This is a genomic window from Nonomuraea sp. NPDC026600, assembly GCF_040638335.1.
Classification (GTDB): domain Bacteria; phylum Actinomycetota; class Actinomycetes; order Streptosporangiales; family Streptosporangiaceae; genus Nonomuraea.
Genome location: NZ_JBEZYD010000026.1, coordinates 19,813 through 45,292, shown reverse-complemented (window position 1 = coordinate 45,292; position 25,480 = coordinate 19,813). Strand labels below are relative to the sequence as shown.

Genomic DNA, 25,480 nt, shown 5'->3' with positions numbered 1-25,480 from the left:
ACCCGCTGTTCAAAGATTACCTTGAGTTCTGTGATGTGTCCCAGGGCGTCAACGGCAAAACGGTGTGACGTTGACCCCGATCATGCTGCGCGGCCGGCACCGCGGAGGAGCTCTTCGCGGATCAGGCCTGAGAACCAGTCGTCGTTCGTCCACACCTTGGCGTCGAGCCCAGCCACGCCTAACCCGGTAAGCCACTCCTGCTGGGCTTCGGTCGGCCGGTACTGCTTCGCATTGCTGCGCCGCCTCTTCAGTTCGCGGATGATGACAGCTCCGGTGACGGGGTGGACTAGGAACAGGTCCGGGAAGCCTGCCGGGGAGTGCTCGCTGTTGTGGGTCCAGTAAACGAGGTACCCGAGGATCTTGGCGAGCGGCACGATGTGCTTATCGCGAAGGTCCTTCTCCTTCACTGTCTGGATCAGCTTCTTCTTCGTGGCCCCGTCCAAGCGGTCGAGGCGGTCGTTCATGGCGTCGAGCAGCGACATGGTGTCCTCCAGGAGTTGGAGCGCCCGGGGCGGCGGGCCTTGCGCACTGCGCCGCCCCGGGCGGGATCGGGGGTTACCGGCAGCCAGCGGGGATGTCGTCCCGGGCGCGGCCGTTGAGCAGCCATCCAGCGGCGGCGCGGGAGCGGTGGAACCGCATCGGCGCCTGCCTGCCCGGCCACTCCTCCGCATCGGAGCGTTCGAGGGACCACGTCTTGTGCGGCGGCTGGTACATCTCGTGCCCGTACCGGTGTGCTTCGCTGCTCATCGAGTGTGTGGTACCGAACTGCTCGGCCTGCCGCTTGCGCTGCTCCAGAGTCTCGGCCGGTTCGACGTCGATCGACACTTTCCACGGGGCGGGTGCCCACGCTCCCCAGCCGGTGAACATGAACGGCACCTGATGCTCGTCGCAGGCGGCGGCCAGGTCGGTGAGCCACGTCGGGTGGGTGGGTTTGGCGCGCGGGCCCGTCTCGCCGGCGGCGATGACCCAGCCGATCAGGTTGCGGCGGATCCACTGGTCGCCGTGGCGCTCCATGCCGTGCACGACCGCGCCGTCTGGGGCGTCGTGGTGCGGGTGGGTGACGGGGAGGGTGCCGGCCAGGTATGGGTGCAGGTCGAGTGGTTCGAGCAGCGGGGAGCACAGCAGGAATCGGCCGGCGGCGCGGGCCTCCAGCAGGTCGGGGATGCGCTCCTCGGCCGTGTACTGGCCGGTGACGGTGACACCGAGCCACACGCTGGCCAGGTGGTCGGCCATCCACGGCGCCTGGTCCAGGTCCTCCTGGTCGCACCAGCCCTGCTGAATGGCGGCCTTGACCATGGCGACGCGGCGCTGCTGGTTGGCCCAGGCGTTCGTCCAATCGCGCATCCGGCCGGGGTGGTCAGTGCGAACCAGGAACGTCTGTACGGGCCTGTTCAAGCGGTTGTAGAGGTCACCGCGGATGTCGCCGCCGACCCCGAACATCGCCATCCACACCGCAGCAATCCACGCGTCTGACAGCTCCGGCACGAACAGGTCCTCGACGACCTCGACACGGTACGGCCTGCGCCAGGACAAGGGCTCGGCGAGGTTGGCGGACGGCGCCCACTTGCGGTCCGCGTAGCGAGGCTGGGCGGGCACGGTCTCGGGGTAGATGGTGCACAGCCCGCACATGTCGCCGATGCGCGGCGCGTCCGGGTGGCGGGTGCAGGTGCCGGCCATCACGCGTCTTTCCCAGCGGTGATCGCAGAGCTGAGGGCTGGGCTGCGGAGGAGGGCGCGCCGCCACTGCACGGCAACGGCGGCCACCTGGAGCAGTTCGGCGGCCATCTTGTCGGGGTCGGGCTCGGCAAGCGCCTCGTAAACCTCTTCGAGGAGGATGCCGTCCCACGCGGTGTGCGCGTGCGGGACGGAGGCATCCCGGCACCTGCTGCGGTCGGCGCTGTGCGCGGCGCGCTCGGCGTTGATCTGCTGCCAGCGGGTGGCACGGAACGCGTACTCGTTGCGGACGACCACGTCGATGTCGCGGTGGTCGAAGACCGGGTGATTCTGGACGCCCCACTTAGCGTCCTGCGCGGCGAGCTCCTGCCGGATGGCGATCTCGTCTGCGTTGAGTAGGTTGGAGTTGGCGGCGCGGGCGTCGTCGATCGCCTGGGTGATGGACTTGTCGATGTCGATGCTCCACGCGCCGAGCCAGTCGGAGAGCCGCTCGCTGCCGCCGCCGTCGATCCAGTCGTCCCACAGCCGAGCGGCGATCTCGTCCGCCTGGCCGGGGGCGTGCGTGATGAGCTCGCGCAGGAGGTAGACGACGCCGTACATGTACTGGGCGATGTTGAAGTGGTCGCGGGCGCGGCGCAGCGCGGCCGAACGGTCAGGGTGACCGGACTTGGGGAAGGTCTCGTGCGCGTATCGCATGGCGTAGCCGCACCGGGCGGCGTACGACTTGGCCAGTTCGACGGCGGAGGCGGGGCCGGTCTCAGGGATAGCGGGCACGTCGGCGGCGACGTCGAACAAGAGGGGGGAGTCGCCCACGGCGGTGAGCAGGTCGGGGCCGCCGTGCTCGGCGAGCAGCCGGAGGGCGTCGCGGCCGCCGCCACGGCGGCGTACCTGGCGGGTGATCTGGTCGGCCAGGTCGCGCTGCTCGCTGGGCGGGCTGCCGCCCTGGAGCAGGTTGACTAGTCTGGCCACGTCGTGGGTGCCGGTGGCCACGATAACCACGACCGGGTCGCCGGCCTCGTTGTCGTAGGCGCGGGTCTCGTACATCGGGGAGAGCTCCTCGGTGGGGAGGGGAGAGTGGGGCGCGAGCCGTGCGGTTCGCACCCCACCGGATGGGCTACTTGATCTCGGCGACGAGGGAGATCGGGGTGTTGATCTTCATGGGGCGGTCGAACTGGAGGTAGTCGCCCGTGTAGGTCACCAACATTCCTTCAGGGGTGAAGAAGAAGATCCCCGGCTCCCGGTTCCCGTAGGTGGCGTCGTCACCTGCGGCGTTCACGACGTTCCAGCAGGACGACGTGCCGCACAGGTCGCGGTACTCGTAGTCAGGCAGGAGCTGGGAGTCGGCGGACGACACCTTGCCCTTGGCGACGAAGTGGGCGACCACCTTGCCGTCCATGGACAACAAGTAGATGTAGGACAGGCGGTTGGGGTCGCTGTCGCGGATGAGCTTCTCGCGGACGTTCATCCGCTCGGTCGGGTTCTTGGTGACGACATCTTCGGGGAAGGGGACGGCGGTCTGCGCCGCCTCGAAGTTCTCCCGCTTCTTCTTCTGGTCCTCGGTCGCCCCGGTGCAGCCGGTGAGCAGGACGAGCGCCAGGGCCGCCGCCGTGATGGTCTTGAGGGTCGTCTTCATGGTCGTCTCCTGTGGTTGAAGGGGGAAAGGTGATCAGGCGTCGCAGTCGGGCGTGGCGTCGCCGATGCGGAACGGCAAGGACTTGCTCTTAAACAGGTCCTGCGTCCACTTGCGGGAGTCGGCGTTGTACTGCTCGGCGGCCTTCTGCCGAGTGAGGAGGATGCCGTCCGCGACCTGGTGGAGCCGGTTGGACTCGTCGGCGTTGCGGCCGAGAGGGTCGGGCTTGCCCTGGGTGCGCTTGTCGTGCCGCTCGGCGGAGGCCCGCGCGGTCTCGTACTGCTTGTCCCAGGCGACGATGGCGCCGCATGCGTCGTGGAACTTTTCGTACTGGAACAGCGCGTTGTCGGCGTTGCCGACCCGCTCGCGCACCCCGGCGGCGGTGCGGGCTGGCTGCGTGATCCAGCCGACCACCTGGATCGTCAGGAAGACGACCAAGCAGATGCCGACGATGGCGAAGAACCAGCGCCAAGGCTTCCACCGGAAGCCGGTTTCGGTCTCGAGCTCCTCGCGGAACGTGCTCGTGGTCTTAGGCATGGGAAACTCCTCGCTTCGAGTTCTCAGGGGGCGTAGCCAAGTGCGGATGTCAGGACAGGGCTGCGCGCAACTTCTTCAGGCGTTCGGCACCGAACAGCGGGATGGCGAGCAATTCGGCATCCGTGTAGGTCGTGAGGTCGCCAATAGTGGTGATCGACGGCTTCGCCTGCTCCAGAGGCCGGGTGACGTGCCACGTCAGCCCTGGCAGCGACTTGACCGGGGTGGTGGCGGGAAATCCTGACTCGGCGATCAGGTCGGCGATGGTCAGCATCCGAATTCGGCCTCGTCTGCGCAGGCGCCATACAGGGCTTCGCGGTCGAACGCCTCTTCCACTCGCTCGGCTTCCTCGTCGGCCCGGAGGCGCTCCAGCTCTGCGGCGAGCTCGGCCTGGTAACGGGGGGTGTGGCGCATAGGGGTGTCGTCCTCTTCCGGGTAGGTGAGCGGGGGCAGGCCGGCACGTCGGCGCACGGCGGCGTGGGCCTCGTGCAGCGCGAACGTCCGGGCGGCTGGGTCGTCGGGGCGGGCCAGGTCGGCGATGAGGTCGGCGACCTGGCGAAGCAGGGTGTGCTCGGCGTGCTGCTTGCCGAGCTGGTAGGCGCACGCGCTGTGGAGGCGTTCGCAGCCGCGCCAGTGAGGCCCGCCTTGGGGGAGGGCGGGGTTGGCGGGCGGCTGGAATTCGGTGAGGGTGCCGGGGATCATGCGGCATCCCGGGCTGTGTGGGCCGTCCGGGTGGTGCGACGGTCGAATTCGGCGGTCTCCCGGACGAGGATGGCCTGGTTGATCGCGGCCTGCTCGGGGGTGACCGGTTCCCGGTACTTGTTCGAGTGGCGCGACGGCATCCCTTCAAGGGCGAGGCGCGCCTCGATGACTTCCTGGATCTGGGCGACCGGGTCGAGCACGGTGCCGGGCTCGTAGCGGTTCAGGGCGCCGATCTCGAGCGCCTGGTCGTCGGGGACGAGCGCGGCGAGCAGCACGGTGAGGGTGAGCCTTATGTCGGAGGGGATGTCGGCGATCCGTTGGGCGGTGATCGCGGGCCCGTGGTCGCGGACGGAGCAGATGATCTCGGCTGCGAGTTCCCGCATCACGGGGGTGAGGAGCTGCTGGCACGTCTCGGCGTGGTCACGCATCGCTGGCCTCGCGGTTGCGGTGGAGGCGGCGGCGGACGCTGTTGGCGTAGGCGTCGAGCTGCTCCTGGGTGACCGCGACGGCCTGGGATTTGACCTTGATGACCTCGTCGGCGACGCGGAGCTCGGTCTCGTCGTCCGGTCGGGTGGCGCGGGCGGCGGCGAGGATGAGGTGCTCGCTCCAGGGGCAGCCGACCAGTTCGGCGGTGATCTGGTCGATGTCCCAGTCGGGGCGCATTTCAGCGATGAGCGTGATCAGCCCGACGTATGCGGGCTGGCGACGTTCTCGCTGCTCCTCTCTGGTGTTGGGCATGGGTGTCCTTCCGGTTTGCCGTTCGGGCAGTGCCGCTCACTTACCGAATGCAGAGTAAAGATTACTACTAAATCTTTAATGCTGTCTACACGGTAATGATCGGGCTTCTGCCTCGGGTGAGCCAGGAAGGTACGAATGGAGCGCCGCTTACGTCTCGCTCCGATCAAGCGGTGGTTCTTCGCCACCCCTCCTCACGCCTTGATAGCGCCGCTAAGGTGATCAAGCTCGGGGGGTGGACGATCGAAACCGGGAGGATGCATGCCGCATCGCGTCGCCGTACTACCCGCTGCGTTACTCGCCCTGGCCTGCCTCGCCGCGCCCGCAGAAGCGAGCACCGCACCGCGGGCCCCTCTGGCGCAGGAATCGGCCGCCGCAGCCACGCCGAAGCTGCTCGCGTTCGGCCAAGCCGTCCGGATCAAGGGTGAAAAGGGGAATCCGCTGAGGATCTCCCCTGTCGGCGTCTATTACCACCAGCCGACCTGGGAGCCTGCGACGAAACCGCGCAACAAGTACTTCGTGGCTATCGCCATCCGGGTGGCCGCGGCGTCCAAGGCGGACCAGATGCCGCTCCCCTACGGGAGCCAGTGGCGCATCAAGCAGGGCGCGCGCGTCTTCACGACCTCATCTGGCAAGGCCAGCCGCGCACCGTGGGTGGGGCGGGCGCAGGGCGCGTGGGTGACTGTCCAGCCGACCATGTCCAAGGTGGTCTACGAGGCGTTCGACGTGCCCGCGACGGGCGGGATCCTCGAATGGTCAGACTCGACAGGCTCATACCGCTGGCGGATCCCGACGACTAACGCAGGCAAGGCCACCCACGAGGCGGTCCTGGACGCCATCGCGGACTACGAGGGCAGATGATCGGCGGCCGGCCTCGGCGAGGCCGGCCACTGTTCCAGTCCGCTGGGTCACGCCGCCGGGTTGCCGAGTCCGAGCATCTCGCGGAGCTTCGCGGTGGGGACGACTTTGCGCCGGCCGAACTCCAGTGTGGGGATCTCTCCCTTGGCGGCTGCCTCGTAGGCAGTGCCCCGTGCAAGGCCAAGGAACGTTCCCGCCTCGGGGATTGTCATCGTGGGCTGTTCGTTGGCGTTCGGCAGCGGCTTGCGGAGGCGGCGAGGGGGCCTTTGTGCCGCGCTGTGCGTTCTGGTCACGTTGCGGACCATGCCATCCGGCCAGAGTTAGTGTCACAGTCCGATGGGTGGCTTGGCCGACTCTGCCCTTCATGATCATCGGTGCCCCCCGTGGGGGCACGGGCGGGTATAAGGGGTTCTTTTGCGTACCGTTCCGTCTGGTCTAGTCCGGGCTTAACTGGCACTATGGGTAAAACCGCAGGTCAGAGGCCATGGAAGGGCGGGTTCGATTCCCGCCACCTCCACTGTGAATGATGCGGCGGCACTCGTACGAGTGCCGCCGTTTCGCTTTCTGCAAAGGGGCTTCATAGGGGCGCTTCGCGTTAGAGGACCTCAGGCGTTGCTTCCAGCCGGGGCAGGCCCCGACCCCTGGAGGGCCTCCGCTTCGCTCCGGACGCCTTATTTGGGCGTGGGCTTCGCCCACGCGTTTCCGTTGACCACTCGAACCAACGGAGGGCCTGGTCGACCGGTGCTTCGATCATTTTGGCATCCGCTAGAAGATCACGATGGTCGGCTGTTGGAGTGCAGGTGAGCGTAGACGATCAAACCGAGCCGGCTTGGCGAGCCTGCCTGTCTGTTGCCGTTCCTCACCCGGAGGCCTGCAGGCTGTCAGACGCAGCGCTGGATCTGGTCTTTGTCGGCATCCTTCTCCTTGCAAGGAGAAGTTCGCTTCTCCAGCCCATGCCCTCTCAGTGCACGTGCCCTTCAACAGCGCTCTCAACATCGCCTCGGTTTCACGCCACAGCGGCCACTGGCGGCAAAGGCGTGGGCGTTGCACATCCATGGTGTTGGCTTCAGAAGCGGGTGGACGCATCGACGCGAGCTCGGCTTCGTACCGCCTGCTCTGTAGTACCTACCGTCGGCTTTCCAGAGCGTCAGACATCGGTGACCAGCTTGATGGACTGCCTCGTCAGGACGGCTATGGTCATGAAGTCGCGGTCGTCGCACAGCACCGTGAGGTTTTCCCGCTCTGCGGTGGCGGCAATGAGCAGGTCGGCCGGTCCGGCTGACCTGTGCTGTCCAGCCTCGGTGAGTAGCTGCTGAACCTCGGCCGCGCGCTGCCAGGCGTGTTCACTCATCGGCACCCAACCGAACAGGTCATGGAGCAGACGCACTTTCTCCAGACGATCCGCAAGCGATCTCGCGGAAAAGAGAGACTCCAATTCGTCGATCGGGCAGGTCGCGATGACACCGGCGGCAAGCTGGTCAGACCACGCCTGCCGCAGCTTGGGTTCCTGCAAGATCCGGAACACGCCAGAAGCGTCGATAAGGTACAACGCTGGTGTCACCGGCGGTAAGTCGCCTTGTTGCCGACGAACTCATCGAAGTCTCCGCGGTCGGCCATCTCGCCAAGTGCGGCCAGGGCTCGCAGTCGTACCAGGCGCTGCCCCACCTCGCGGAGGGCTGCGTTGACCGTGTCCTTCTTCGTCTTGGTGCCGAGAACTTCGGCGGCTGTCGCCAGGGCCTCCTGGTCGATCTCGATCGGGGTCTTCACCATGGTCATGGGATCACCGTCCTCAACGCTTGAAGGATGCCACGGATATCTCGCGCTGGATCGGTAGTCCGGGCGCTCGACTGACCCACCGCTCGCTGATCGGCCGGAGAATTCAGCACCCGGCTCAGGTCTTCCCCTGTAGCGCGGTGTTCGAGTGGGCGGTAAGCGGCTCCACCAAGTGATACCGCCTCTGGCCTGTCGGACCTGTCGACGACGGGTGATGTCCGTGGCCATGAAAAGTGGGTCTGGCCCACTTTCCGTGATCGGCGGGTCGCTTTTGCTGCCGCAGTTGGCCGGGGTGACCCCTTTCGAGATTTGCGCTGTCGTCCGTTCGCCCTGGCTAGGAAGGGCCGGACAGCTCAGAGATGGACAAGCGCAGCCACGCCCAGAGTCTTGAGTTCGGATCCTCCAGATCCAGTTCGAACTCCTCTGCCAGTCGCGTCATCCGGTAGCGCACGGTGTTGTTGTGCACTTGCAGGCTCGCAGCCATCGCGGAGATGTTCGTGTTGTGGACGAAGTACGCGAGCAGCGTCGGCAGGTAGTCAGTGCCGTGCTCCTGGTCATGTCGTCTGAGACGGTCGATTCCGTCGTCGAAGTGCAGGCCGGCGTCGGCGACGAAGTGGCCGATCTTCAACAGGCTGAGCGGGACCCGGTGATCTTCGTACATCCCGGAGATGTGTTGGGTGTCAGGCCATGCGCCACTCCTGTGCAGCTTGCCCAAGTAGTGCAGCGTCTCCAATGCCTCGTCCTTGGACTGCGCCACCTGCTCGATCTTCGGCGCGATGCTGCCAACGGAGGCGATGAGGGGACACGTGGTGATGGTGTTCGCGTAGGTGCAGATCTCCTCGATCACCCGCCGTTGCGTTGCTCTGGGGTTCGCGCCGTCGGCGGGCAGCAAGGCGTAGACCACCGAGTCGATGACCGCGCTGTGGCTTGTTCCGAACTGGATATTGCAGATGGTCGTGATCAGATGCAGCAGACGTCGGAGCTCCCGAACCGCGTCGAGGTTTCCGCGCTCGGGCCGAACGATGCTGAATGCGGCGACCGCGATCTCGTGGGCGACATCCAGCCCCAGTTGGGCGGCTGCGAAGGGAGCGCTGGGCGGATCGTCCACGAGCGTGCGGATCAGATCGCTGCTACGCCGTTGACCAAAGTCGGATGCTGAACGCGCATTGAGCATATGCAAACCCGCCAGGTCTCCCATCCTGTCCAAGGCCTGCAGCGCGGCTGCCCGCTTCTCATCGCCGGGGTCGATGACCCAGATGGACCCGAGTAGTTCGCCGCCTGCCCGCACTGCCAACGCGAGTCGGTCCATCCCTGCGTAGGGAGAGGGCATGACCAATGCGTTGTCAGAGGCGTAGACCTTTTTGAAGCCCGGGTCGAATGCGGGGGGCTCGGGCTCCTGCAGGGTCAGGGTAGTAAGGCGCCGGAGCTCGTCGATCGGCTGTCCGGGCAACGTCGAGTAGCCGACGACATTGCCGAACGTGTCCACGATGCTGGCTGCGCCGTCGGTGATCGATGCGATGGCGTTGGCGAATGCGTACAGGTCACCGAGCCGGACCCCTGACACGGTGTCGACTGCGGCTCCTACGACGGCAGATCTCGCGAGGGCGGCCAGACGGGCCCAGTCGGCGTCGTGGGGGGCGACCAGCATCGCCATGCTGTGCCTGTCGGCGGTTGAGCCCAGGAGTTCGAGGTTTGCGCCATACGCCTTCACCACGACGGCCGCGGCGTTTCCCGCGGAAGCTCGCTGCAGGAGTGTGTCGAACTCCGGCGAGCCGTAGGTGCAGCCGACCGCGAGGATGATGCGCCCGTCCAGGCTCGTCCAGTCGTCGACGGGGTCGTAGAGCATGACGTCAGTGACGGGCCGCTCGCTGGTGTCCGAGCGGGGGTTGGCGTGTACGAGGTCGGACTGCATGAGTCTCAAGCAGTCGGCCAGGCGAACGATCGATGTCGCTTCGTCAGAGCCGTGCGTCACGCTGACCGCCGTCGACTGTCGCGGATGCGACCCACCGTCAGCCATAGGTTTGGACGCTAGCACAATCAAGGCGGGTGGGTTCTGGACGTTTTCACATTTACCTGGGATGTGACGAAAGTCATTGTTGGGGCGTGCCAACCCCACACTTGCCAGAGAGGTGCTACGTGAAGTTCAAGGACTTGCGGACCCTGGCCTCGGTACGGGCCCCCGCCAGATCCGTTTCCGAGCGCCTCGAGAGGAGCTGCTTCAGTGTCGAAGACGTCCGCCGCATCGCGGCCCGCCGGCTCCCCAAGAGCATCTTCGACTACATGGAAGGTGGGGGAGAGGACGAGGTCTCGCTGCGACGCAACCAGGAGGCCTACTCCGACTGGTCGTTCGTCCCGAGGTGGGGCTCTGTTGCGAACCTCGACGTCAGCAGCTCGTTGCTCGGTGGACCGGCTTCCATGCCCCTGTATCTCACACCCACCGGTGGTACTCGCCTGTTTCACCCCGACGGCGAGATCGCAGTGGCCCTGGCAGCACAAAAGGCAGGCCTGCCCTTCGGACTCGCGGGCCTGAGCAACACGCCCATGGAGGCCGTCAGCGCTGCTGCGCCCTCGTTGCGCCGGTTCTTCAACTTCTCCCTCACGACTGACAAGGGCCTGCTCCAGGCGCTCGTCGACCGGGCGGCAAGCGCCGGCTACGAAGGTCTGATCATCAACGTGGACTGCCGGGCGATCGGGCACCGCGAGCGCGACTATCGCAATGGATTCACGGCTCCGCCGTCGATCCGCGGCAAGACCGTCATCGAAGGGGCGCTGCACCCTCGATGGGCCCTGGGCTTCTTGGCCAATGACGCGATCGCCTTCCCCAATCTGAGCGGCGAGGTCTCGACCGGCCCGCTCACGAGCACGCCGGACATGTGGCGCTCACTCCTCGCCGGCAGTTACGAGCCAACCGACTGGAGGGACATCGAGGACCTGCGCGAGCGGTGGCGCGGTCCCATCATCGTCAAGGGCTGTGTCAGCGCCGATGACGCCCTGGTCGCCGCTGGAATCGGCATCGACGCCGTCCAGGTGAGCAACCATGGCGGCCGCCAGCTCGACCACATGGCCGCACCGCTGGACGTCTTGCCCGAGATCGTCGACAAGGCCGCGGGCCGCGTGGAAATCATCGTCGACGGTGGCATTCGTCGCGGCACCGATGTGGTGAAGGCTCTCGCGCTCGGGGCTGATGCCTGCGCCATCGGCCGGCCCTACCTCTACGGCGTGGCGGCCGCCGGGCAGCCCGGTGTGGAGCACGTCCTCAACCTGTTTCGCGCCGAAATCACCAGAACGATGATGCTCCTCGGCGTCACAAGCATCAAGGAACTGCGGACCCGAGGCAGGGACCTGCTGCGACACCGTAGCGACGCACCCGGCCCCCGGGCACGCCCCACAAGCACCCACATTTAAGTCCGCCATGCAGCGCCAAGTACAATGGAAGTTTCAGATGAACAACCTCTTCACCATCAAGCGCCCTAGTCGCCTCCGGGCCGTCGTGGCCACGGCCGTCGCGCTGCCCCTCCTCGCCTTGCTCGCAGCCTGTGGTTCAGGTACCGACAACAAATCGTCGGCGCCGGCGTCGGCGCCGTCCATGGCTGCCGACTCGAAGGCTGCGGGACTGCTGCCCGGCTCGATCAAGTCCAGCAAGGTCCTTCGGGTAGCCATCCCCACCAACGAGCCTCCCACGCAGTACTACAAGGAGGGTACGAAGGAGATGACGGGGATCAACCCCGACATCGCTCGCCTCATCGGTGACGCGCTCGGCGTGGATGTACAGATCGAGGTGGCCAACTTCGACTCCATCATTCCGGGGCTCGCGGCAGGCCGATACGACATGACGGTCTCGTCGATGACCCCCACCGCGGAGCGGATGAAGGTCCTCAACTTCGTCGACTACCTCTCCATCGGCAACTCCATCGCTGTCGGGAAGGGCAATCCGGTCGGAATCAAGGACGAGCACGGCTTGTGCGGGAAGCGGGTCGGTTTCCTTACCGCTTCCTACCAGCTGACGACCCACGTTCCCAAGTACAACAAGGAGTGCGCCGGCAAGGGCGAGAAGGACATCGCCACGTACCAGTACCAGGACACTCGTCAGGCCATCTCTGCCCTCACGAGCGGACGACTCGATGCGGTGCTGGCAGACTCGCCGATCATGGGCTACGCGGCGACGCAGAACCCGCAGATCGAGGTGGTCGCCAACTACGGCGTGGACCCCGTCGGTGTGGGCATGCCGAAGTCCTCGGGCCTGATCGACGCGGTCGGTCCTGCCGTGGCCGCCGTGATCAAGAGCGAGGGATATGCAAAGGTGCTCAGCACGTACGGCATCGAAAGCGCGGCAATCACTGACGCTCGCGTCAACTTTGCTCAGTAGTGGTGCCTGATATGCGGAAACAGTCCGGGTCCCCAGGAACGGTCACTCCTGATGCGGCAGTTCCTGGTGCCACGGACGAGGCGACCACGGTGGTGCCGCTCAAGCACCACGTCCGGCTGGCCGTGGCAATCGCGCTGCTTGTCGTGGCAGCGGCTGTCGCCTTCAGCGTGGCGACCAACGAGAACTACCGATGGGGGGTCGTTCGCTCCTACCTGTTCAACGATCAGATTCTGGCCGGAGCCGGCCTCACGCTCCTGCTGACCTTGATCTCCATGACAGCCGGCATCCTCCTGGGCACGGTCCTGGCGATCATGCGTCTCTCAGCCAACCCCATCGTCAGCACGCTGAGTCGCGGCTACATCTGGTTCTTCCGCGGTACACCGCTGTTGGTGCAACTGATCTTCTGGTACAACATCGCCGCGCTGTACCCCACCATCAGCATGGGAGTCCCCTTCGGAGGGCCTTCGATCGAGATCGCCTCAGCCAACCAGCTCATCACCCCGCTCGGGGCGGCCCTCCTAGGCCTCTCACTCAACGAGGCCGCGTACATGGCGGAGATCATCCGAGGTGGAATCGGATCGGTCGACCGCGGTCAGACCGAAGCCGCACGAGCTCTGGGGATGAGCGGCGGCAAACTGATGCGGCGCATCGTGCTACCCCAGGCGATGCGGGTCGTGCTACCCCCGACGGGCAATCAAGTCATCTCGATGCTCAAGGGCACCTCGCTGGTCAGCGTGCTCGCGATCTCCGACCTGCTCTACTCCGCGCAGATCATCTACGCGGCGAACTATCAGACGATCGCGCTGCTCATCGTCGCCAGTCTCTGGTACCTGCTCATGACGACGATCTTGTCCTTCTTCCAGAACAAGATCGAGCGCCGCTACGGCCGCGGATTCGACACACCACCGCGGCGGGTCCGCCACAAGACGAGGACGGCATCATGAGCACCGCGATGGTGGCAGCCCAGAACGTTCGTAAGAACCTGGGCTCCACGGAGATCCTCAAGGGCATCAACCTCGAAGTGGCCAAAGGTTCAGTTACCTGTCTGATCGGGCCGTCGGGTTCCGGCAAGACGACCTTCCTGCGGTGCATCAATCACCTGGAGAAGGTCGATGCCGGGCGGCTCTACGTCGACGGGCAGCTCGTTGGCTACACCGAGCGCAACGGGAAGCTCTACGAGAAGAAGGAGCGCGAGACCGCGAAGGCGAGACTCGGCGTCGGCATGGTCTTCCAGCGCTTCAACCTGTTCCCGCACATGACTGTGCTCGCGAACGTCGTAGAGGCGCCGATTCAGGTGCAGCGTCGTCCCCGCAAGGAGATCACCGCCGAGGCTCAGACGCTTTTGGACAGGGTGGGGCTCGGGCACCGCGGCGACGCGTACCCCCAAGAGCTTTCCGGTGGCCAGCAGCAACGGATCGCCATCGCCCGGGCACTGGCCATGAAGCCGAATCTCATGCTGTTCGACGAGCCCACCTCGGCTCTGGACCCCGAGCTGGTGGGGGAGGTCCTCGACGTGATGCGCGACCTCGCCGAGGCCGGTATGACCATGGTCGTGGTCACCCACGAGCTGGGCTTCGCCAAGCAGGTCTGTGACCAGGTGGTGTTCATGGATGACGGCGTCGTCGTCGAGAGCGGCCCACCCAGCCAAGTGCTCGACCGCCCTCAGCATGAACGGACTCAAGCCTTCTTGTCCAAGGTGCTCTAGCCAGTTCAACGGACACCCACCCACGACGCCGAAGGCTCCACATGTCGATCCAGACAATCAGCACCGACCTCGCTCCGCGCCCGGCAGGTCCCTACTCCCAGGCCATCGCCGTCAACGGATTCGTGTACACGGCTGGTCAAACCCCTCACCATCCCGTGACCGGAGAAGCGATCGGCACGACGATCGAGGAACAGACCCGGCAGACCATCGAGAACCTGAAGGCCGTCCTGGCCGCCGGCGGACTCGCTTTGACCGACGTCGTGAAGGCGACAGTGCACCTCCACGAACCGGAGCGTGATCGCTCAGGTTTCAACGCCGTCTATGGGGAGTACTTCAGCTCCCCCTACCCGGTACGCACCACCGTCGGGTCCTTCCTCGGCAACTTCTTGGTGGAGATCGACGTCGTGGCCGCTATCCCTGCGACGTGAACGACGACGATCAAGGCAACGCTCGATGGAGTCCGTCGCGCCGCAGCCGCTGGTCTACCTGGACGGGCCCGGAGGTACGCAGGTTCCGGATTCCGTGATCGCGGCCGTTACCAAGTACTACACGAGCATCGAGGGCGAGTTCGACATCAGCGCCGGAACCGACGACCTGATCCGCCGTGCCCGCCGGTATGGCGGAGAGTTCCTCGGGGGGAGCCGGAGGGAATCATCTTCGGCCAGAACACCAAAGACAGTGGGGCTCACCGCGATGTTCGTGTCGAGAACGCCTCGCTCATGCCGGATCACAGGCCGGTCCCGTCGAACGGATCGCGTAGCTCGTCATCGATCATCGTATCCAGATCAACCCGTACCTCGTCCCAGTCAATGGCCGGGGCGGTGGCGAAGACGGCCTGTGCCTCAGCCGTAGGAACGAACCGGCGGCGCTTGATCGGCTTCACTTCGGCGAGCGGCTCGCCGTTGATCGTCAAAATGTACCGCTTTCCCTCGCGCAGGCCGCGCGTGACGCTACCAGAGTTGCTGCTGGCCCGCGACCTCGGCCTGACGGTGAACGACCCTGAACTTCTCCCTCTCCCATGCCATCCGGCGCACGCTCAGCGCCGGCGTCGCGTGGCCCCTTCGCCACCCATGATCCGGTCAAGCAGGCGGGAAGGATCGCGGCGCTCCAGTATGCCGAAGCGGCATTCGGTGACCCACTGCCGTACGACGCCGAAGCAGCCTGGAACGGCTCGTGAACGTAGTCGCCGTGACGCGACCTTATGGCGCGACGGGTTAGCCTCAGGGGCGGAACATAGTGATCGACAGCCTGGTCAGGAGGGCTTCACGGTTCACTGAGACGAGCCCGCCAGCGCATCGGGTGAACCACGGCGGCCTCTGTTGATCGCGACGATCTTCGGTTCGGTCAGTTGGTCGATGACGGATTCGATGCCTTCGCGTCCGATGCCGGATCGTTTGAAGCCGCCGAAGGGCATGGCGTCGATCCGGAAGTCCGAGCTGGAGTTGATCAGCACGGCGCCGGCGGTGAGCGCGTCCGCGATGGCCAATGCCCGGTCCACGTCGTGGGTGAACACCCCGGCTTGCAGGCCGGTGTCGACGGCGTTCGCCGAGACGATGGCCTCTCGCAGATCGGAGAACGGATCGATCAGCACCGCTGGGCCGAAGACCTCGTCGACGCGGATGCGTGCGTCGGCCGGCACGTCGGTGAGCACCGCGGGTGTCACGAAGCTCCCCTTGCGGGCGCCGCCGGTGTGGAGGGTCGCTCCGGCGGCGATGGCCTCATCGATCCATGCGGCGACGCGCTGGGCTTCGGCCTCGGTGACCAGCGGGCCGACGTCGGTGGCCGGGTCGTGCTTGGTGCCGACGACGAGGGCGGCGGTGGCGCGTACGACCCTCTCCAGCACTTCGGGGTAAAGGTCCTCTTCGACGAAGACCCGCTGTACCGAAAGGCAGTTCTGGCCCGCGACCCCGAACGCGCCGTCGACGACGGCGGCGGCGACGGCGGCCGGGTCGGCGTCCGCACAGGCGATCAGGGCATTGTTGCCGCCGAGTTCCATGATGAGTTTGCGGGCGGGTCCTCCTCGCGCGATGCTGTCGGCGGTACGCGGCCCGCCCGTGAAGGACACCACGTCCACCAGCGGGTCGGCCACCAGCGCCTGCCCGGCGTTGACACCGGGTACGACGGCCAGATATTCGCCGGGTACGCCGTTGTCCAGGAACAGCTCGACGAGTGCGAGCGCGGTCAGCGGTGTCGCCGGGGCGGGCTTGAGCACCACGGCGTTGCCGGCGAGAAGAGCCGGTCCGAGCTTGTGCGCGACCAGGTTGAGCGGGTCGTTGAACGGGGTGATCGTGGCGACGACACCGACAGGTTCGCGGGTGTACCAGCCGGTCCATCCCAGGCCGCGTGGGGTGTTGTCGAACGGGACGGTGCGACCGGTGAGCGCCGCCGCGGCCTGGCTGGTGAGCCGGAGCGTTTCGATGGCGCGCCCGACTTCGGCGCGGGCTTCGGTGATGGTCTTGCAGCCCTCGGTGGCGATGATCGTGGCGAACCGGTCCGCCGACGCGGCGAGGGCGGCCGCCGTACCCTCGATGGCGGCACGTCGTTCCCAGAGCGGCCAGGCCAGACGGCGACGGCCTTGGGCCACATAGGCGACGGCGCGCCGGACCTCGGTGTTCGTGGCGTCCATCACGGTCCCCACATACGCCCCGTCTTCCGGGTCGTGCACGGACATCCGCTGATCACCGTCGCGCCAGGCACCTTCCCAGAAGCCGCCGGCCGGTGGCTGCCACACCTGTCTGCTGTGCGAAACCTGCGGGCTCATCGGTTGGGGGACTCCTCGCTCGCCAGTGTTGTTCGCGCTGTTTCCCAGTGGTGGCACCGCACCTGGTGTCCCGGGGTGATCTCCCGCAGTTCTGGTGCCGCCGACCGGCATTCGGGTGTCGCCAGTGGGCATCGAGGGTGGAAGCGGCATCCGCTGGGCGGGTGGATGGGTGAGGGCGGCTCGCCGGTGACGGTGGCCGGGAGCTGTTTACCGGTGGTCGTCGCGGCTCCGGCGGCGAGCAGCGCGAGGGTGTAGGGGTGGCACGAGCGCTCGTAGATATCGTCGCGATCGGCGATCTCCACGATCTGCCCCAGGTACATCACCGCGACACGGTCGCCGAGGTAACGCACCACCCGTAGGTCATGCGAGATCACGATCATGGCGAGCCCGTGTTCGCCCTGGAGCCTGCGCAGCAGGTTGAGAATCCGCGCCTGTACGGAGGCGTCGAGCGCGGAGGTCGGTTCGTCGCAGATCAGCAATTTCGGTCTGAGCAGCAGCGCGCGGGCGATGACCACCCGTTGCAGCTGTCCGCCGGAGCATTCGCCCGGATAGCGGTGCAGGTAGGTGTCGTCGAGCCCGACCTCCGCGAGCGCGTGGGAGACCGCTTGCGCGCGTTCTTCCTTGCTGCCGATGCGATGCTGCGCGAGTACGGCCGTCAGGCTGACACCGAGTGTCATGCGGGGGTCCATCGCGGCATGCGGATCCTGGAAGATCAGTTGGGCGGTACGGGCGAGCTGCTTGCGTGGCGGTCGCGGGCCGAGGCCGTCGATCGACACCTGCCCGGAGGTCGTGGGGGTCAGACCGAGGATGACCCTGGCCAGGGTGCTCTTGCCGGAGCCCGACTCGCCCACCAGCCCGAACACCTCGCCGGAGTTGACGCGGAGGGTGATCCCGTCGAGGGAGTGCACGTGCTCGCGGCGGCGCAGGCCCCGGCGGGGGAGGGGGAAATGTTTGACCGCGTCGTCGACGACCAGCAACTGGCTGCTCATGCGGGCTCCTTGACCTGGGTGGGCATGCCGATCCAGCACCTCGTGGCATGACTCTGTGCCGCCAGGGCCGGCTCGGCGGCGGCGCACTGGTGCTCGATGTGGGCGTCGTGGGTGGCGGTGCAGCGGGGACGGAACCGGCAGCCGGAGGAGATCCGCAGGGCCGAGTCGGCATGACCGGGGATGGAGCACAGCTCACCCGAGGGGCCGGGCCGCAGCAGGGAACACTCGATCAGCGCGCGGGTGTAGGGGTGCTGCGGTGCGGTGAGAACCTCGCCGGCCGGTCCCTGCTCGACGATACGGCCGGCGTACATGACCGCGATCCGGTCGGCGATCGAGGAGACCACCCCGAGGTCGTGCGAGATGAACAGGATCGACATGCCGCGCTCGGCCTTCTTGGCGGCGAGCAGCCGCAGGATCTGTGCCTCCACGGTGACGTCCAGCGCGGTGGTCGGCTCGTCGGCGATGAGCAGGCGGGGATGCCCGGCCAGAGCGGCGGCGATCATCACCCGCTGTGCGAGGCCACCGGAGAGCTGGTGGGCGTAGGAGCGGGCGCGCCGCTCCGGCTCGGGGACACCGACGTCCCGCAGCAGTTCGATGGTCGCCTGGCGGGCCGCGGCCCGATTCATGCCACGGAATCGGCGTAGTGGTTCGGCGACCTGGGCGCCCACCGTGGAGGTCGGGTCGAGCATGTGCTTGGGCTGCTGGAACAGCATGCCGATGCGCCCGCCGCGGATCTGGTCCATCTTCCGATCGGTCGCGCGCAGGAGGTCGACGCCGTCGAGGGCCACCAGGTCGGCGCCGGCGGTGAGCGGCCGGGGCAGCAGGCGCACCAGTGACATCGCGGTCAGGCTCTTGCCGGAGCCCGATTCGCCGACGAGGGCGAGGACCTCGCTTTCGCCCATGGTCAGTGATACGCCGTCGACGATCTTCTCCGCCGGACGGGAGTCGGCGTGGACGGCGAGGTTCTCGACAGTGAGCAGTTCCGCCACGAGGTTCTCCTTCGCGTGGTGGGGTCAGACCCGGGGGGCCGGGCTGTTGTCGCGATGGTCCCGCAGCGTGATCATCGCGTCGCCGAAATGCCGGTTGAGCGCGTCGAACAAGGCGGCGTGATCGCCGGAGGTGAGCAGCTTGAGCAACTGCTCGTGCTCCTCGACCAGATCCGTACGGCCCTTGTAGGTGGCCACGAGCAGGTTCAGTCCGAGCCGGGTCTGGTCGGCCAGTGAGGCGTACATCGCCGACAGCCGCTCACTCCGGGCGGCGTCCACGATGGCCTGGTGGAAGCCGAGGTCGGCCGCGGAGACCTTCTGCCAGTCCTGGCGCGCGACGGCCAGCGCCAGGAGCCGCACCGCCTGTTCGAGGGTGGCGATCAGCGCCGCCGGTGTGCCCCGGGCGGTCAGCCGCTCCATCGCCGCGCGTTCGATGGCCGCCCGCGCGAAATAGAGGTCCTCCAGGTCGTCGTCGGTCAGGACCCGGACCGTGATGCCCTTGTGCGGCGAGGCGACCAGCAACCCCTCCTGCGCCAGTCGTTGCAGCGCCTCGCGGACCGGGCCACGGCTGGTGGCGAATCCCGCGGCGATCTCCACTTCGTTCATCTGACTGCCGGGAGGGTACCCGCCGCTGATGATCCGTTCCCTGATCTGGGACGTCACCACCGCGGAGAGGGTGCGCTTGGGAACGTGCGGTTCGGCTCTGCGTCTGGGTTCGCTCACGATCCCCCCTTCCGGGGCGCCGCGAGCGCAACGCTGTCGTGCCTGTCGGTTGGCTGGCTCACGATTGCTCCTTCGCGATCTTTGGTGTTGCGGCCTCTTCACCCACGCTGGTTCCTCCTGGCGTTCAGGCCTTGGCCGATGAGTGTGACGCTCAACGCCGTCACGAAGATGGCCAGGCCAGGGTAGATGATCAAGCCTGGCGTCTTCGTCAGGTACGGCTGCGCGTTCGCGAGCATGGATCCCCAGTCCGCGTCCGGTGGCTGGATGCCGAGACCGAGGTAGGACAGGGCGCCCACGGTGATCAGTTTGTGCCCGAACCGGACCGCGGCGTGCGCCAGCAGCGGGCTCAGCGCGTTCGGCAGGATGTGCCGGAACATGATGAACGACGAGGAGCAGCCCAGCGCCCGCGCGGCTTCGATGTAGTCGTGGGAGCCGATCTCCAAGGCGACACTGCGGGCCAGCCGGGCGAACGGGGTCCAGCCGCCGATGACCAGGGCCAGGATCAGGGTGCCGTAGTTCGTGCCCAGGATGGCCACGAGGAACAGCGCGACGATGATCTCGGGAAAGGCCAGCAGCACATCGGTGAGCCGCATGACGAACTCGTCGAACTTACCGCCCCGCCGCGCGCAGATGATGCCGACCAGGGTGCCGCTCACCGCGCAGATCAGCAGAGTGATGGCGGCGATCGACACCGAGAACCGGCCACCGTCCATCAGCCGGCTCAGCACGTCCCTTCCGAGGTGGTCGCTGCCGAGCAGATGCGTGGCACCGCTCGGCGCCAGCCGGTCGGCCAGGTTCTGGGCCGCGGGGTCGTGCGGCATGATCCACGGGGTCAGGATGAGCGTGATCAGGATGAGCCCGAAGAGCGTGGCTCCGACAAGGAGACTGGGTGGCCAGGTCCGCAGGCCGGCCCGGCCGCGCCCCACACCGGTCGCCGGGGCGTCGTTCGGCGCCTTGCTGGTGAGATGATCGTCAAGCAGAGACATGCGCGGCCCTCACCGTGGGATTGATGAGTGTGTACCCCATATCGGTCAGCGTCGTGATGAGGACGGCCAACCCGACCAGGCTGATGACTCCGGCCTGAATGGTGGGAACGTCGTTGTTGATGACCGACTCGTACAGCAAGCGGCCCATGCCGGGGATCGAGAAGATCACCTCGACCACCACCGAGCCGCCGAGCAGGCCCGCCAGCCACACCGAGAACAAGGTGATCACCGGCAGCAGCGCGTTGCGTACGCCATGCCGGATCATCGTCGCGCCGAACGTCAGTCCGCGCGCCCGCGCGGCGGTGATGTGGGGCGATTCCAGCACGTCGATCATCGATGCCCTGGTCACCTGAGTGAAGTAGCTCATCGGGCGCAGCGCGAGAGTGAGGCAGGGCAGGATCATCGACTCCGGACCCCGCCACCCCGCCGACGGCAGCGCGCCGAGCTGGAGCGCGAAGACCAGGATCAGCACCGGCGCCAGCCAGTACTCCGGGATCGCGACGAACCCCTGGGTGATCGAGGTGATGGCGGTGTCGGTGGGTTTGCCACGCTTGACCGCGGCCAGCGAGCCGAACAACAGCGCGGCCACCAGCGCGATCAGGAGCGACGTGATGGCGAGAACGGTCGTCACCCCCAGCGCGCTGCCGATCATCTCGGTGACCGGGGAACGTCTGGTGTAGGACAGGCCGAGATCTCCTTGCAGCGCCTTGACGAGCCAATCCCAGAACTGCGTCAGCAGCGGCCGGTCGAGGCCGTACGAGAGTCGCAGGTTCTCCAGCGTGACCGGGTCGACGTTGAGGTCGCTCACCCGGCCGCGAAGGATCTTCCGTACCGGATCGCCCGGCGTGAGATAGGGGATCAGGAAGACCACGAACGACGCGATCACCAGCGTGCCGATGAGTACGGCCAGCCGTCTGATCAAGAAGAACATCGTATGCCTGCCCTTTCCATAGCCGTCCCCGATGGAGGTTGGTCAGCGGACGAGGTCGAGGAACTTGAAGTAGGCGCCGACCGGCGGCAGGAACCACGGCGGGCCGAAGTGTCCGGGAACGGCGCGGAACGGGAGGTCGTGCCACGGGTTGGCGGCCGGTTCACCGCCCAGCACCTGGGCCAGTACTTTGCCCATGTGCGTGGCCATCTGCACGCCGTGGCCGCTGTAGCCGACGGAGTAGAACAGGCCGTCGCGTTCCCCGGCGTGCACCATCTGGTCCATCGACATGTCCACGAGGCCGCCCCAGCAGTAGTCGACACGAGCGCCGGCCAGTTGCGGGAAGACGGTCGTCATCGCGCGTCGCAGGATTCGCCCGCTCTTGATGTCGGAAGCGGGAGCCGACAGCGCGAACCGGGCGCGTCCGCCGAAGAGCAGCCGGTTGTCAGGAGTGATCCGGAAATAGTAGATCAGGTTCTTGCTGTCGGAGGCGACGCGCCGGTGCGGCAGCAGTTCGTCCACGACGGCGTCGTCGAGCGGTTCGGTGACGATGATGAAGCTGCCGATCGGCACGATCCGCCGGCGTAGCCACGGGGTCAGGCCGCCGGTGTAGCCGCTGGTGGCGATCACCACCTGGTCGCCGCGTACGGTGCCGAGTTCGGTGTGCACGTCGTGCTGGTAGCCGGAGCGCCGGGTCAGCCCGGTGACCCGGCACTCCTCGTGAATGGACACGCCGTTCGTCGACACGGCCGCCGCGAGTCCGGCCGTCAGCTGTCCCACGTGGACGCCCGCGCCGAGGGGATCGACCATCGCGCCGTGGTAGTGGTCACTGCCGATCTCCTCACGGATACGCGCGGGCGGTACGAGCCGCACATCCTGCCCGGCCAGCTCGTGCATCAGCGCGGCCGAGGCGCGGAAACTCTCGTAGTGCGCGGGTTTGCTGGCCAGCGTCAGCCGCCCGGTCCGGCTGAAGGAGCAGTCGATTCCCTCACTTGTCACGACGTCTTCGAGTGTGTCGATCGCGTCGTTGTAGCTGCGGAACATCGCGGTGGCGCGCTCCGTTCCGTAGCGTTTCACCCCGGCGCCGAAGGAGATCGCCAGTCCTGGGGTGGCCATTCCGCCGTTGCGGCCGGAGGCGCCCCAGCCGACTGTGTGCGCCTCCAGCAGCGCAACCTGCGCGCCCTGGCGGGCCAGATGCAAGGCGGTCGACAGGCCGGTGAGACCTGCGCCCACGACGACGACGTCCGCGCGTGCCGGTAGTTCGGTGCGGCGGAAGTCGCCGGCCGGCTTGGCGGTGTCCAGCCAGTAGGAAACGAGCTTCACGTGTCCTCCCAGTCGTTGGGCTATATGCCGAGCAGCGGCGGGACGCCGGTGAGATCGGAGGTCTCGGCGTATTCGTAGAAGGGGACGGACGGGTCGTAGCCGCGATTGACGTAGACCTTGTGCTTGATCCGCAGCTCGTGTGCCGGGATGAGGTCGTACCAGATGTGCGAGGACACGTGCAGGATCTCCTGCGGTTCCACGTTCAGTTGGTCGAGCATGTACTCGAATGCCGCGTATCGCGGTTTGTACGCACGGGCCTGCTCGGCGGTGAACACCCGGTGGAAGGGCGCGCCGAGCTGCCTGACGTTGTTCTCCAGCATGCCGTCGGTGGCGTTGGACAGGATGACCAGCGGGTAGGCCGACGCGAGCTTGCCCAGTGCTTCCGGCACATCGGGGTGCGGCCCCCACGAGCCGGCCGCGGCGACGATCGTGTCCGCGTCGGACTGCCGGAACTGGATACGCCACCGGTTGCAGGCCCGCTGCCAGGAATCCCGCAGGACCTGGGGGTAGAGCTTGAACGGCCCGAGCACCTCGTCCATCCGGTAGGCGCGGAAGTCCTTCAGGAAGGTGGGGACATCCTCAGGTGCGACGCGGTCCTCGAGCAGCGGCAGCACCGCCGGCGTCATCTGGAAGTTGGTCAGCGTTCCGTAGCAGTCGAAAGTTATGTATTTCGGGGTGAAGCCCAGCAAGTCCATGTATTCCCTCCGTTACTGCTTGGCGACGGTCACCGCGGTGGTGATCGCGTAGCGGGCGAGCGGGTCGTCGGTGAAACCCTTCACACCGCTGCGGTACGCGGCATGTGTCTGCTCGTGCACCTGGAAGACGGTGACCGCGTTCTCTTCGAGGTAGCGCGCGACGTCGGCGTAGACGGCGTTGCGCTCGGTGGCGTCGGTCATGGCGTTCGCCGAGGCGATCTTCTTGTCGATGGCCGGGTCGCAGAAGTGGCTGATGTTGAAGCCGCCGTCGCAGGTGTAGTCCGAGGACAGGAAGCCGTTGGGGTCGGCGATGTCGACCAGATGGTTGCGCGACAGCAGAGTGAGGTCGTAGTCGCCGGACATGAGCTGGGGTTCGATCCCGGCGTAGTCACTGCTCTTCACCTTGACCTCGATGCCGATCGCCTTGAGGTTGGCCTGGATCACGGTGGCCAGGTCGGCGAACTCGGGTCGTTCGGTGTAGGCCAGCAGCGTCAGCTTGAGCTTGCCGGGGGCGTACCCGGCCTCGGCGAGCAGGGCCTTGGCCTGGTCGAGGTTCTGCGCCACGGGCTGCATGCCCTTGGGCGCCCACGGCTCGGTGGGCGAGAACGGGCCGATCGCGGGTTGGGCGCCGCCGTTGTAGACGCTCTTGGCGATGGCGTCGAGGTCGAGGGCGGCCTGTACGGCCTTGCGCAGCGCCGCCTTGTCGAACGGCGCACGTGAGTTGTTGAAGTACAGCCCGGTCGTGCGCGGCGTGAACGTCTCGCTGACCACGAGATCCTTGTCGCCCTTCAGCGCGGCCACACTGGTGGCCGGGATGCCCAGCGCGATCTGGGATTCTCCGGTCTGGACCTGGGTCGCCCGGGTCGCGCCTTCGGCGATGAACCTGGCCTCGACCTTGGCCAGCGGGACCTGCCCACCCCAGTAGGTGGTGTTGCGCTCCATCGAGATCGACTGGCCGGTGGCCTCAGAAGTCGGCTTGTAGGGCCCGGTGCAGTGCCCGATGGGCTTGATGCCCGAGGAGGTGTAGGCGGCCGGCGCCAGAATGCCGGTGTTGGCGCTGGCCAGCCGGAACGGCAGCAGAGCGCTCGGTTTGGGGGTGGTGATCCGGACGGTCGAGCCGTCGAGTGCGGCGACCGACGAGACGACCGTCTTGTTGAAGGCCCGCGGCGGCGCCTCGACCGCGAGCACGTGCTTCAGTGCCTGAACGACGGCGTCGGCCGTCAGACCGGTGCCGTCCTGGAACTTGACGTTCTCGCGCAGGGTGAAATCCCACGTGGTGGGGGTGCTCTGCGTCCACTTCGTGGCCAGCAGCGGCTTGAGCGCGCCGGCCTTGTTGTCATAGGTGAGCAGGGTTTCCAGGCAACCGATCTGGCTGAGCACCAGGGCGTCGTCGGTTTCGAGGGCGTAGCTGGAGCGTGGGGAGAACTGGAGGCTGATCACCACGTTCTGGTCCGCGGCGGCCGTGGAGTCGTTGTTTCCGAAAGTGCCGCACGCGGTCAGCGTGAGCAGAGCCGAGCAGATCAGGGCTGGGGTGCGAAGGGGGAGTGATCGTGTCATGGCATCCGCCTGGAGAAAGGTAAGGGCGGGTAACGAGTTCGGAGCCGCAATGCTCCGGTGAGGCTGGTACGAGAACCGCGTCGTGGTGCACCAGTGATCGTGAAGGCGCGATCAGCCCGCATCGCCGCGGATTGCTGACCATCTGGGAGTCTCAGTCGGGAAACGGGGCGCCCCGTTTCCCGAACGATGTCGCATATCATCTGCCAGCCCTCCCAGCGTTGTCAACAACCCTCCCTTTCGCATTGATTGTTGACAACGTACTCGGCAGGTGATCTGGTTCTTGCAATGAATCCCCAGGTCCCCGCTGGGAGAAGCTCGATGTGCGACACCGGTAGACACGTCCCGACACATTCGCGAGCCGTCGTTAACAACATGTTTACGTGCCATCCCCGGTCCTCAGCGGACCCATTGACGAGAGGAGGAGCGCATCGTAATGTTTCACGTGAAATATCACGAGGACGACGGGAAAGTTTGATCAAGATGAGCAACGAACATCCGGCCCCGGAAAACGATCACGAGGAACAGCACGGGCATGGCCACGGACATGGACATGGCC

At 66.5% G+C, this 25,480-nt stretch carries 29 protein-coding genes; 6 read left to right on the top strand and 23 right to left on the bottom strand.

The features are described from left to right. Positions 1–80: 80 nt before the first annotated feature. The 9 genes from AB0F17_RS42755 to AB0F17_RS42715 form a co-directional block, all read right to left on the bottom strand. Positions 81–482, bottom strand: coding sequence for a hypothetical protein (locus AB0F17_RS42755; protein WP_358035472.1), 402 nt, complete (start codon positions 480–482; stop codon positions 81–83). Positions 483–555: 73 nt separating this feature from the next. Then, positions 556–1,677, bottom strand: coding sequence for a DUF5131 family protein (locus AB0F17_RS42750; protein WP_358035469.1), 1,122 nt, complete (start codon positions 1,675–1,677; stop codon positions 556–558). Further along, positions 1,677–2,717, bottom strand: a complete 1,041-nt coding sequence (locus AB0F17_RS42745; RefSeq protein ID WP_358035466.1) for a hypothetical protein — start codon at positions 2,715–2,717, stop codon at positions 1,677–1,679. Before AB0F17_RS42745 ends, AB0F17_RS42750 begins: the two co-directional genes overlap by 1 nt. A 70-nt stretch (positions 2,718–2,787) precedes the next feature. After that, positions 2,788–3,306 (bottom strand): hypothetical protein, encoded by a 519-nt coding sequence (locus tag AB0F17_RS42740; protein WP_358035464.1) that lies wholly within the window; start codon positions 3,304–3,306, stop codon positions 2,788–2,790. Between the two features lie 33 nt (positions 3,307–3,339). After that, entirely contained in the window at positions 3,340–3,840 is a 501-nt protein-coding gene (locus tag AB0F17_RS42735) for a hypothetical protein (protein ID WP_358035461.1), read from the bottom strand. A 49-nt stretch (positions 3,841–3,889) separates the two neighbouring features. Further along, positions 3,890–4,111, bottom strand: a complete 222-nt coding sequence (locus AB0F17_RS42730) for a hypothetical protein (protein ID WP_358035459.1) — start codon at positions 4,109–4,111, stop codon at positions 3,890–3,892. After that, entirely contained in the window at positions 4,105–4,539 is a 435-nt protein-coding gene (locus AB0F17_RS42725) for a hypothetical protein (RefSeq protein ID WP_358035456.1), read from the bottom strand. Before AB0F17_RS42725 ends, AB0F17_RS42730 begins: the two co-directional genes overlap by 7 nt. After that, positions 4,536–4,967 (bottom strand): hypothetical protein, encoded by a 432-nt coding sequence (locus AB0F17_RS42720; RefSeq protein WP_358035453.1) that lies wholly within the window; start codon positions 4,965–4,967, stop codon positions 4,536–4,538. Before AB0F17_RS42720 ends, AB0F17_RS42725 begins: the two co-directional genes overlap by 4 nt. Continuing rightward, positions 4,960–5,277, bottom strand: coding sequence for a hypothetical protein (locus AB0F17_RS42715; protein ID WP_358035450.1), 318 nt, complete (start codon positions 5,275–5,277; stop codon positions 4,960–4,962). Before AB0F17_RS42715 ends, AB0F17_RS42720 begins: the two co-directional genes overlap by 8 nt. Positions 5,278–5,535: 258 nt before the next feature. On the opposite strand from AB0F17_RS42715, the gene AB0F17_RS42710 reads away from it, so the two are divergent. After that, positions 5,536–6,135, top strand: a complete 600-nt coding sequence (locus AB0F17_RS42710; RefSeq protein ID WP_358035447.1) for a hypothetical protein — start codon at positions 5,536–5,538, stop codon at positions 6,133–6,135. Between the two features lie 47 nt (positions 6,136–6,182). Here AB0F17_RS42710 and AB0F17_RS42705 read toward each other — a convergent pair whose 3' ends face one another. The 4 genes from AB0F17_RS42705 to AB0F17_RS42690 all read right to left on the bottom strand — a co-directional run bounded on the left by AB0F17_RS42705 (position 6,183) and on the right by AB0F17_RS42690 (position 9,922). Beyond that, complete coding sequence (locus tag AB0F17_RS42705) at positions 6,183–6,425, bottom strand: helix-turn-helix domain-containing protein (RefSeq protein ID WP_358035445.1); 243 nt, start codon at positions 6,423–6,425, stop codon at positions 6,183–6,185. A gap of 854 nt (positions 6,426–7,279) precedes the next feature. After that, a complete protein-coding gene (locus AB0F17_RS42700; RefSeq protein WP_358035442.1) occupies positions 7,280–7,657 on the bottom strand; it encodes a PIN domain nuclease in 378 nt (125 codons plus the stop codon). 32 nt (positions 7,658–7,689) lie between these two features. After that, positions 7,690–7,908: a type II toxin-antitoxin system VapB family antitoxin gene (locus tag AB0F17_RS42695; protein WP_250904750.1), complete on the bottom strand. Its 219-nt coding sequence runs from the start codon at positions 7,906–7,908 to the stop codon at positions 7,690–7,692. Positions 7,909–8,239: 331 nt separating this feature from the next. Continuing rightward, positions 8,240–9,922 (bottom strand): helix-turn-helix domain-containing protein, encoded by a 1,683-nt coding sequence (locus tag AB0F17_RS42690; RefSeq protein WP_358035439.1) that lies wholly within the window; start codon positions 9,920–9,922, stop codon positions 8,240–8,242. A gap of 119 nt (positions 9,923–10,041) precedes the next feature. On the opposite strand from AB0F17_RS42690, the gene AB0F17_RS42685 reads away from it, so the two are divergent. Genes AB0F17_RS42685 through AB0F17_RS42665 form a run of 5 tightly spaced genes read left to right on the top strand, consistent with a single transcriptional unit; the run spans position 10,042 to position 14,404 of the window. Next, positions 10,042–11,310: an alpha-hydroxy acid oxidase gene (locus AB0F17_RS42685; RefSeq protein WP_358035437.1), complete on the top strand. Its 1,269-nt coding sequence runs from the start codon at positions 10,042–10,044 to the stop codon at positions 11,308–11,310. A 37-nt stretch (positions 11,311–11,347) separates the two neighbouring features. Continuing rightward, positions 11,348–12,271, top strand: coding sequence for an ABC transporter substrate-binding protein (locus AB0F17_RS42680; protein ID WP_358035435.1), 924 nt, complete (start codon positions 11,348–11,350; stop codon positions 12,269–12,271). Between the two features lie 11 nt (positions 12,272–12,282). Then, a complete protein-coding gene (locus AB0F17_RS42675) occupies positions 12,283–13,215 on the top strand; it encodes an amino acid ABC transporter permease (protein WP_358035432.1) in 933 nt (310 codons plus the stop codon). Further along, positions 13,212–13,976: an amino acid ABC transporter ATP-binding protein gene (locus AB0F17_RS42670; RefSeq protein WP_358035428.1), complete on the top strand. Its 765-nt coding sequence runs from the start codon at positions 13,212–13,214 to the stop codon at positions 13,974–13,976. Before AB0F17_RS42675 ends, AB0F17_RS42670 begins: the two co-directional genes overlap by 4 nt. Positions 13,977–14,017: 41 nt before the next feature. Continuing rightward, positions 14,018–14,404, top strand: coding sequence for a Rid family detoxifying hydrolase (locus AB0F17_RS42665; RefSeq protein ID WP_358035425.1), 387 nt, complete (start codon positions 14,018–14,020; stop codon positions 14,402–14,404). Positions 14,405–14,703: 299 nt separating this feature from the next. On the opposite strand, the gene AB0F17_RS42660 is transcribed toward AB0F17_RS42665, so the two are convergent. The 10 genes from AB0F17_RS42660 to AB0F17_RS42615 all read right to left on the bottom strand — a co-directional run bounded on the left by AB0F17_RS42660 (position 14,704) and on the right by AB0F17_RS42615 (position 24,924). After that, on the bottom strand, positions 14,704–14,889 hold the full coding sequence (locus tag AB0F17_RS42660; protein WP_358035422.1) for a hypothetical protein: 186 nt from the start codon (positions 14,887–14,889) through the stop codon (positions 14,704–14,706). 357 nt (positions 14,890–15,246) lie between these two features. After that, positions 15,247–16,737, bottom strand: coding sequence for an aldehyde dehydrogenase family protein (locus AB0F17_RS42655; RefSeq protein WP_358035419.1), 1,491 nt, complete (start codon positions 16,735–16,737; stop codon positions 15,247–15,249). Further along, positions 16,734–17,726, bottom strand: coding sequence for an ABC transporter ATP-binding protein (locus AB0F17_RS42650; protein WP_358035417.1), 993 nt, complete (start codon positions 17,724–17,726; stop codon positions 16,734–16,736). Before AB0F17_RS42650 ends, AB0F17_RS42655 begins: the two co-directional genes overlap by 4 nt. Next, positions 17,723–18,715 (bottom strand): ABC transporter ATP-binding protein, encoded by a 993-nt coding sequence (locus tag AB0F17_RS42645; RefSeq protein ID WP_358035414.1) that lies wholly within the window; start codon positions 18,713–18,715, stop codon positions 17,723–17,725. Before AB0F17_RS42645 ends, AB0F17_RS42650 begins: the two co-directional genes overlap by 4 nt. A 24-nt stretch (positions 18,716–18,739) precedes the next feature. After that, on the bottom strand, positions 18,740–19,435 hold the full coding sequence (locus AB0F17_RS42640; protein ID WP_358035411.1) for a GntR family transcriptional regulator: 696 nt from the start codon (positions 19,433–19,435) through the stop codon (positions 18,740–18,742). A gap of 98 nt (positions 19,436–19,533) precedes the next feature. Continuing rightward, positions 19,534–20,421 carry an ABC transporter permease gene (locus AB0F17_RS42635; RefSeq protein WP_358035408.1) on the bottom strand — a complete coding sequence of 296 codons (888 nt, stop codon included), beginning with the start codon at positions 20,419–20,421 and terminating at the stop codon, positions 19,534–19,536. After that, entirely contained in the window at positions 20,408–21,343 is a 936-nt protein-coding gene (locus tag AB0F17_RS42630; RefSeq protein ID WP_358035406.1) for an ABC transporter permease, read from the bottom strand. Before AB0F17_RS42630 ends, AB0F17_RS42635 begins: the two co-directional genes overlap by 14 nt. A gap of 51 nt (positions 21,344–21,394) precedes the next feature. Further along, positions 21,395–22,672 (bottom strand): FAD-binding oxidoreductase, encoded by a 1,278-nt coding sequence (locus AB0F17_RS42625; RefSeq protein WP_358035403.1) that lies wholly within the window; start codon positions 22,670–22,672, stop codon positions 21,395–21,397. Between the two features lie 20 nt (positions 22,673–22,692). Further along, positions 22,693–23,367, bottom strand: a complete 675-nt coding sequence (locus tag AB0F17_RS42620) for a haloacid dehalogenase type II (protein WP_358035401.1) — start codon at positions 23,365–23,367, stop codon at positions 22,693–22,695. Between the two features lie 12 nt (positions 23,368–23,379). Further along, on the bottom strand, positions 23,380–24,924 hold the full coding sequence (locus AB0F17_RS42615) for an ABC transporter substrate-binding protein (RefSeq protein WP_358035398.1): 1,545 nt from the start codon (positions 24,922–24,924) through the stop codon (positions 23,380–23,382). Between the last annotated feature and the right edge of the window lie 556 nt (positions 24,925–25,480).